Raw genomic sequence first — 6,834 nt, 5'->3', positions numbered from 1 at the left:
ATCACAAGGGGCTGCGGGCGGCTGCGCGTCGGGTGTTCGACGCGACCCACCAGCGCTGCCGCGTTCACTGGATGCGCAATGCGCTTGCCCATGCCCCGGCCAAGCAGCGTACGGCGGTGGCGGCGATGCTGAAGACGATCTTTGCGCAGGAGACAAAGGCCGAGGCCGAAGCCCAGTGGGAAGTGGTCGCGGATGCGCTTCGCGAGAAGCAGGAAAAGCTTGGCGTGTTCATGGACGCCTCCCGCGACGACGTCCTGGCCTACATGGACTTCCCGCGCGAGCATTGGACCCAGATCGCATCCACGAACCCAATCGAGCGAGTAAACCGCGAGATCAAGCGGCGCGCCGATGTCATCGGGATCTTTCCAATCGACGAAGCCATTGTTCGCCTGGTCGGCGCTCTGATGCTCGAGACAAACGACGAATGGACAGTCGCCCGGCGGTACATGTCGCCTGAAAGCCTCGCGCGCGTCACCGACAATGCAGACGTCAGATTGCCCACCGTCACCAGCGCTGCCGCGTTCACTGGATGCGCAATGCGCTTGCCCATGCCCCGGCCAAGCAGCGTACGGCGGTGGCGGCGATGCTGAAGACGATCTTTGCGCAGGAGACAAAGGCCGAGGCCGAAGCCCAGTGGGAAGTGGTCGCGGATGCGCTTCGCGAGAAGCAGGAAAAGCTTGGCGTGTTCATGGACGCCTCCCGCGACGACGTCCTGGCCTACATGGACTTCCCGCGCGAGCATTGGACCCAGATCGCATCCACGAACCCAATCGAGCGAGTAAACCGCGAGATCAAGCGGCGCGCCGATGTCATCGGGATCTTTCCAATCGACGAAGCCATTGTTCGCCTGGTCGGCGCTCTGATGCTCGAGACAAACGACGAATGGACAGTCGCCCGGCGGTACATGTCGCCTGAAAGCCTCGCGCGCGTCACCGACAATGCAGACGTCAGATTGCCCACCGTGGCCACCTGATCAGCTTCGGACCTCTCCGAAGGTCGGCGCTCCTACACCACGCAATGGGGCACTATCCCTTCAGATTAAGCTCGGAAGATACCTGCGCCCGCTTGATGGCCACCCTCGATAAGAACATCTGCCGATCCCGTCGTCACGTCGGAACCGACAGATGTGCTCAAGCAAGGGTCAATCCTTGACGATCAACTTTCGTGGAACGTCGGCGAGACATTCCGGAGCCCCGTCGGTGATCGCGATGCTTTCGGTGATTTCAAAGCCGAAATCGTCAAGCCACAGTCCGGTCATGAAGTGGAAGGTCATACCGGGCTGAAGCACCGTCGTGTCGCCGGGCCGGAGCGAGCAGGTCCGTTCGCCCCAATCGGGCGGATAGCTGAGACCGATGGGATAGCCGGTGCGGTTGTTCTTGGTGATGCCCCATTTGCGCAAGACGTCGAAGAACGCGTTGGCAATATCCTCGCAGGTATTGCCGGCGCGGGCCGCCTCCAGCCCCATTTCCATGCCCTCAAGTACGGCCTTCTCTGCATCGAGGAACTGCTGCGTCGGCTTGCCAAGGAAGATCGTCCGCGACAGCGGGCAATGGTAACGGCGGAAACACCCGGCGATCTCGAAGAACGTGCCTTCGCCGGTTTTCATCGGCTTGTCGTCCCACGTCAGGTGCGGGGCGGCGGCGTCGGTCCCGGAAGGCAGAAGCGGCACGATGGCTGGATAATCGCCACCATAGCCCCACTCCTCATCGTAGCGCAGGGCGGCATCGTAGATGTCGGCGACAAGGTCGCACTTCCGCATTCCCGGCTCGACCTTGTCGGCGATGCGGGCATGCATCCGTTCCACGATCCGGGCGGCCTTGCGCATCCGGTCGAGTTCGGCCGGCGACTTGATCCCCCGCAGCCAATTGACGAGGCCGGTAATGTCGACCAGCTCATTCGCCAGACCGTCCGAAAGAGCCCGGTAACCGCGCGCCGAGAACCAGTAATTGTCCATCTCGACGCCGATCCTGCCGGTATGCCACGCCCGTTCCGTGAGCTTGGCGGCGAGGTAGTCCATCGGGTGCCGTTCGTTGGACTGAACGAAGTAGTCCGGATAGCAGATGATGTCGGCTTCGGCCATGTACGTGGTCCTTAGCGCGCCCTGTGCATCCTGCTCGCGCCCGAACCATACCGGTTCGCCGGTCGGTCCGATGATCACCGCCTGATGGACGTAAAAGGACCAGCCGTCATAGCCGGTCAGCCATGCCATGTTCGACGGGTCCGACGTGATGAGAACGTCGACCCCGGCCTTCTCCATTGCTTCGCGCGTTCGCGCCAAGCGGCTTTCATATTCTGCGTCGGTGAATCGGAAGGTGTCGATGATGGCCATGTTTTAGCTTTCGTAAAGGGTGCCGATCCCAGCGTCGCGGGCACGGCGAAATGCATGGTTGGCGATTGCGGTGTCCTGAACGCCGGTCCCGGTCAGGTCGGCGATGGTGATCTGGCCGTCCGTGTCGCGGCCCGGTGAATTGCCGGCCACGACCTGACCGAGCTCGGGATATTCTTGGTCGACGGACATCGCGCCTGCCACAATGGCGGCACGAAGTTCGCCGAGATCGCGCGTCTGCGACAGCCGATCTGGCACGTAGAGATCGGCGCGGGAAAGGCAGGCCGGTTCAAGCTCGCACTTCTCGTGCTGGTCGGAGCCCATGGCGGTGACGTGCTGCCCCGGACGGAGCCAATCGGCCATAACAATGGGGGTGGTGGCGGGCGTGGTCGTCACAATCACGTCGGCTGCTTCGACGGCCGCATCGGCACTCCCGGATGCGCTGACGGTGATCCCGAGGATTTCCGACAGCTCCCGCGCGGCGGCTTCGGCTTTGGCGAGATCGCGTGCCCAGATCGTTGCGCGACGTATCGGGCGAACGAGGCAGAGGGCTATCAGTTGCAAGCGCGCCTGCATGCCGGCGCCGAGAATTGCCGCATTCTGTGCATCGGGGCGGGCAAGGTGGCGCGCGGCGACGGCTCCCGCAGCCGCGGTCCGGATATCGGTAAGGTAGCCGTTGTCGAGCAGCAACGCCTCGACCTGTCCCGTCCGCGCCGAAAGCAGCATCATCAGGCCGGAGGTTGATGGCAGGCCGATCTTGGGGTTGTCGAAAAAGCCGGGAGAGACCTTGATGGCAAAGCTTGGCAGGCCGGGGACGTAGGCGGTCTTCACGTCGACTTCGCCATTGGCGGGTGCGATTTCCATCGACAGGATCGGCGGCATCACCACCTCTCCGGTCGCGAGCGTGCGAAATGCGTCCTCGACCACGTTGACGGCTTCGGTGTCGAGGGCCACGAGGCCTCGCAGATCCGACTCCGAAAGCAACGTTATCTTCGGCATCAGGTTCAGAAGGCCTCCTGCATCAGATCCACGTTCTCGCCAGAGATGAGGCGATGATGGACGTTCATGTCAATGCTGGCGCCGGTGAGGATCGCGGCCACAGGCCCTTCCGGGCGAATGTATCCGTGCAGGAGCGCCGAGATGCCCACCACGCCGCCGCCCTCCACCACCTGCCGTTCGCGCCAATAGGCATGGCGAACGCCGTCCGCGATTTCTTCCTCGCTGAGGAGCACGACATCATCGACGAGGTCGCGGACCATTGAAAACGTGTGGCGATTGCCGAGGCCGATCCCGCCGCCGAGCGAGTCGGCAAGCGTCGGCAACTCCTCAACCGAAACCGGCTTTCCGGCGGCGAGGCTTGCGTGCATCGCTGCGCCCCGGGCCATCGTGATGCCGACCACGCGGATGTCAGGCTTCCTGGCTTTCAACGCTGCGGCAACGCCGGAAATCAGCCCGCCGCCCGAAAGCTGCACCAGCGCCACCGCAAGGTCCGGCACGTCTTCGAGAAGCTCCAGTCCCAGCGTCCCTTGGCCGGCAATGACACGCGCATCGTCGAAGGGCGGGACCATGACCATGCCCTCCTCCTTGACCAGACGGTCGACCTCTTCCTGCGCGTCGTCCTGACTGCGGCCGACGATGCGAATCTCGGCGCCCTCGGCGGCAATGGCCTCGACCTTGTTCTTCGGCACCAGAGCCGACATGCAGATAACGCAGTGCACACCGGCGCGCCGCGCGGCAAAGGCCAATGCGCGGCCGTGATTTCCGGTCGAGGCCCCAATTACGCCACGGGCACGCTCGGCCTGCGACAGCTGCTCCACCGCGTTGGTAGCGCCCCGCATCTTGAAGCTGCCGGTGAACTGGTGGTGTTCGAACTTCAGGTGCACAGGCTGCCCTGCAAGCCCGCGCAGCGAGGCGGAGGGTTCGCAGGGCGTCCGGCGGATGTGGCGCTCGATCCGGTGGCGCGCGGCTTCGATGTCTTCGATGCTGACTTGGCTCATGCTGCGCCATCCAGTTCACGTTTGGCGTCGAAGAGCCGGCCATAGCCTTTGGGCATCGGGACCCCCGCGATGTCGAGCATTTGCCAAAGGCTCGCCTGATTCGACGTGATCACGGGCTTGCCAAGCCGCGCCTCGATTTCGGCAATTAGGCCGAGAGCGGGCGTCGAAGTGCAGGAGACGAAGATCGCCTCTGCCGCGGCCGTGTCGGCGGCCTCGGCCGCGGAGACGACTGTTTCGGACGAGAGGCGCGCGATGTCGCGGTCGTCGGCAAGGTCGAGACAGCAGGTTCGCACCACGTCGAACCCCATATCGGTGAAATATACCGCGACCGGGCCAGTTGTCTCGACCACATAAGGTGTCAGCAACGCAATTCGGCGGATCCCGAGGGCGGTGAAGGCTTTCGCGGCGGCGCGGGCCGGTGTGATGACGGGAACGGTCGGGCGGACGCGACCGATCGCGGCGTCGACCGCCGCATCCCCGAGCGTGATCGAGGCGGAGGTGCAGCCGAAGCAGATGGCCGCAAGATCCACGCCCGGCACCAGGAGATCGGCGGCATGGCTCAGCCCGGGCAACATCGCGCGCAGATTGGCCGGGGTCGTCGGATTTTGAAAGGCCAAGCGGGCGACATGGAGCGCTACGTCATCCGGAGGCAGCAGCCGCGCCGCATCCCGCTCGAAGGTCAGGTCGGTAGAGAGCGCGACAAGGCCGAGGCGCCTGACGCCGTCGGGCGGGTCGAGATGCACATTGCCGAGGGTCTCGATGATTCCCGCCATTGTCACACGACCAGAACGGGGCACCGCGCAAGGCCCGAGACCTTGTGCGAGACGCTGCCGAGTAAGTAATTTTCGACCGAGCCGAGGCCGCGGCTGCCGATCACGATGAGGTCGACGTCGTGTTTCTGGGCGAACTCGACCATCGAGCGGGCAGGGTGGCCGGATTTTACGAAGGCGCGCGCGCTGGGGGCTCCGTTCGCCCGCGCGACCGTCTTGCCATACTCTGCCGCCTCCGTGGCGTAGCCGCGCAACGCGTTGTCGATAGAGCCCGGATCGCCGGGTCGGACCATCGACAGCGAAGCCTCGAGGAGGCTGTGATGGCGGTACACCGTCAGAACCGTCAGCTTTGCGTCGCAGGCACCTGCGATCTGCGCAGCTTTTTCGACGGCGCGTGCAGCGTTTTTTGAGCCGTCGTAACCCACGAGGATGTTGGAGAAAATGCTCATCCCATTAACCCTTGAAGGCCAAGTCACGCAGGAAGAGCGCGATTTGCGGGAAGTAGATGAGCGCGACGGCAACGCCGAGCAGGATGACGATGAATGGCGGGGTGCCGCGAATGACCTCGATATACGGGCGTTTGAAGACCGCGACCGCCGTAAAGATATCGCATCCGAAGGGCGGTGTGGCGGAGCCGATCGCCACCTGCAGCGTGATGATCGTGCCGACCAGGACCGGGTCGAGGCCGGTGCTCTGAACGACAGGGGCGAAGATCGGCACGAGGATCAGGATGACCACGATCGGATCGACGAACATGCAGCCGATGAAGAAGGCGATGGAGATGACGAAGAGTACCCCGATCGGGCCCATTTCGGAGATGCCGATACCGCCGAGGATTGTCTGCGGGATTTGCGCGAACGAAATTACCCAAGAGAAAGCTGCGCCGGCTGCCACGAGGATGAACACGACAGCGGTGATCAGACCGGTAGACTTGGCGGTCTCGTACACGCCCTTCAGGTCAAGCTCCCGGAACACGATCACTTCGAGGATGAGCGCGTAGAGCACGCAAGCTGCTGCGGCCTCGGTCGGAGAAAAGATACCGCCGTAGATGCCGCCGATGATGATTGCCGGGAAACCAAGCGGCCACAGCGCGCCGCGCACCGCACGGCCGCGGTCGCCCCAGCTCGCTTTCGGTTCGGTCGGGACATTGTTCCGCCGGGCGTAGATCATGCTGTAGATCGAGAACAGCACCAGGATCAGAAGGCCGGGCCCGATGCCCGCGATGAAGAGCTCGGCGATCGAGGTGCCGGAGACGACGCCATAAATGATCATCCCGATCGAGGGGGGGATGAGGAACGCGATGTCGGCGGAGTTGATGATCAGCGCCAGCACGAAGCTGTCGTTGTAGCCGGCCTTCAACATGCGCGGACGCAGGGGAGAGCCGACCGCGACCACCGTGGCCTGAGTCGAGCCGGAGACGGCGCCGAACATGGTGCAAGCCGCTGCCGTCGATACGGCCAGACCGCCGCGTACGTGTCCGACAAAGGACATCACCATGTCGATCAACCGGCCGGCTGATTGGCCCCGGGTCATGATGTCGGCCGCGAAGATGAACATCGGTACGGCAATCAGCGAGGCAGGCCGGATTCCCGCGACCAGCTGCTGAACCATCGTCTCCATTTGGCCGAAGCCCCCGAAGAGGCTGTAGAACCCGACGAAGGCGCCGATAATGAGCGGGATCATCATCGGAAAGCCCAGCAGGAGCAGCACGATCATGATCGAAAAAATGGTTGTCGCCACG

Annotated in this window: 6 protein-coding genes and 2 pseudogenes; 2 read left to right on the top strand and 6 right to left on the bottom strand. The window is 63.6% G+C overall.

The genetic code is table 11. The features are described 5' to 3' along the window. Both JSE7799_RS01305 and JSE7799_RS01300 read left to right on the top strand, forming a co-directional pair. Positions 1 to 512 (top strand): annotated as a pseudogene (locus JSE7799_RS01305) (transposase); the annotation flags it as partial. Beyond that, positions 509 to 973: pseudogene (locus JSE7799_RS01300) on the top strand (transposase); the annotation flags it as partial. The pseudogenes JSE7799_RS01305 and JSE7799_RS01300, both read left to right, overlap by 4 nt. 168 nt (positions 974 to 1,141) lie before the next feature. Here JSE7799_RS01300 and doeA read toward each other — a convergent pair. Genes doeA through JSE7799_RS01270 form a run of 6 tightly spaced genes read right to left on the bottom strand, consistent with a single transcriptional unit; the run spans position 1,142 to position 6,833 of the window. Continuing rightward, positions 1,142 to 2,329, bottom strand: coding sequence for an ectoine hydrolase DoeA (gene doeA, locus JSE7799_RS01295; protein WP_055661978.1), 1,188 nt, complete (start codon positions 2,327 to 2,329; stop codon positions 1,142 to 1,144). 3 nt (positions 2,330 to 2,332) lie between these two features. Beyond that, positions 2,333 to 3,325 carry an ectoine utilization protein EutC gene (gene eutC, locus JSE7799_RS01290; RefSeq protein WP_055661977.1) on the bottom strand — a complete coding sequence of 331 codons (993 nt, stop codon included), beginning with the start codon at positions 3,323 to 3,325 and terminating at the stop codon, positions 2,333 to 2,335. 5 nt (positions 3,326 to 3,330) lie between these two features. Next, positions 3,331 to 4,323, bottom strand: a complete 993-nt coding sequence (eutB, locus tag JSE7799_RS01285; RefSeq protein ID WP_055661976.1) for a hydroxyectoine utilization dehydratase EutB — start codon at positions 4,321 to 4,323, stop codon at positions 3,331 to 3,333. Next, on the bottom strand, positions 4,320 to 5,096 hold the full coding sequence (locus JSE7799_RS01280; RefSeq protein WP_055661975.1) for an aspartate racemase/maleate isomerase family protein: 777 nt from the start codon (positions 5,094 to 5,096) through the stop codon (positions 4,320 to 4,322). Before JSE7799_RS01280 ends, eutB begins: the two co-directional genes overlap by 4 nt. A gap of 2 nt (positions 5,097 to 5,098) precedes the next feature. Continuing rightward, positions 5,099 to 5,542 (bottom strand): universal stress protein, encoded by a 444-nt coding sequence (locus JSE7799_RS01275; RefSeq protein ID WP_306455385.1) that lies wholly within the window; start codon positions 5,540 to 5,542, stop codon positions 5,099 to 5,101. Positions 5,543 to 5,546: 4 nt separating this feature from the next. Continuing rightward, positions 5,547 to 6,833 (bottom strand): TRAP transporter large permease, encoded by a 1,287-nt coding sequence (locus JSE7799_RS01270; protein WP_055661974.1) that lies wholly within the window; start codon positions 6,831 to 6,833, stop codon positions 5,547 to 5,549. Position 6,834: the final 1 nt, after the last annotated feature.

Origin of the sequence: Jannaschia seosinensis, from assembly GCF_001408515.1 — a bacterium.
Classification (GTDB): Bacteria; Pseudomonadota; Alphaproteobacteria; order Rhodobacterales; family Rhodobacteraceae; genus Jannaschia; species Jannaschia seosinensis.
The sequence above is the reverse complement of the archived record's forward strand: the minus strand, read 5'-3'. Positions and strand labels throughout refer to the sequence as shown.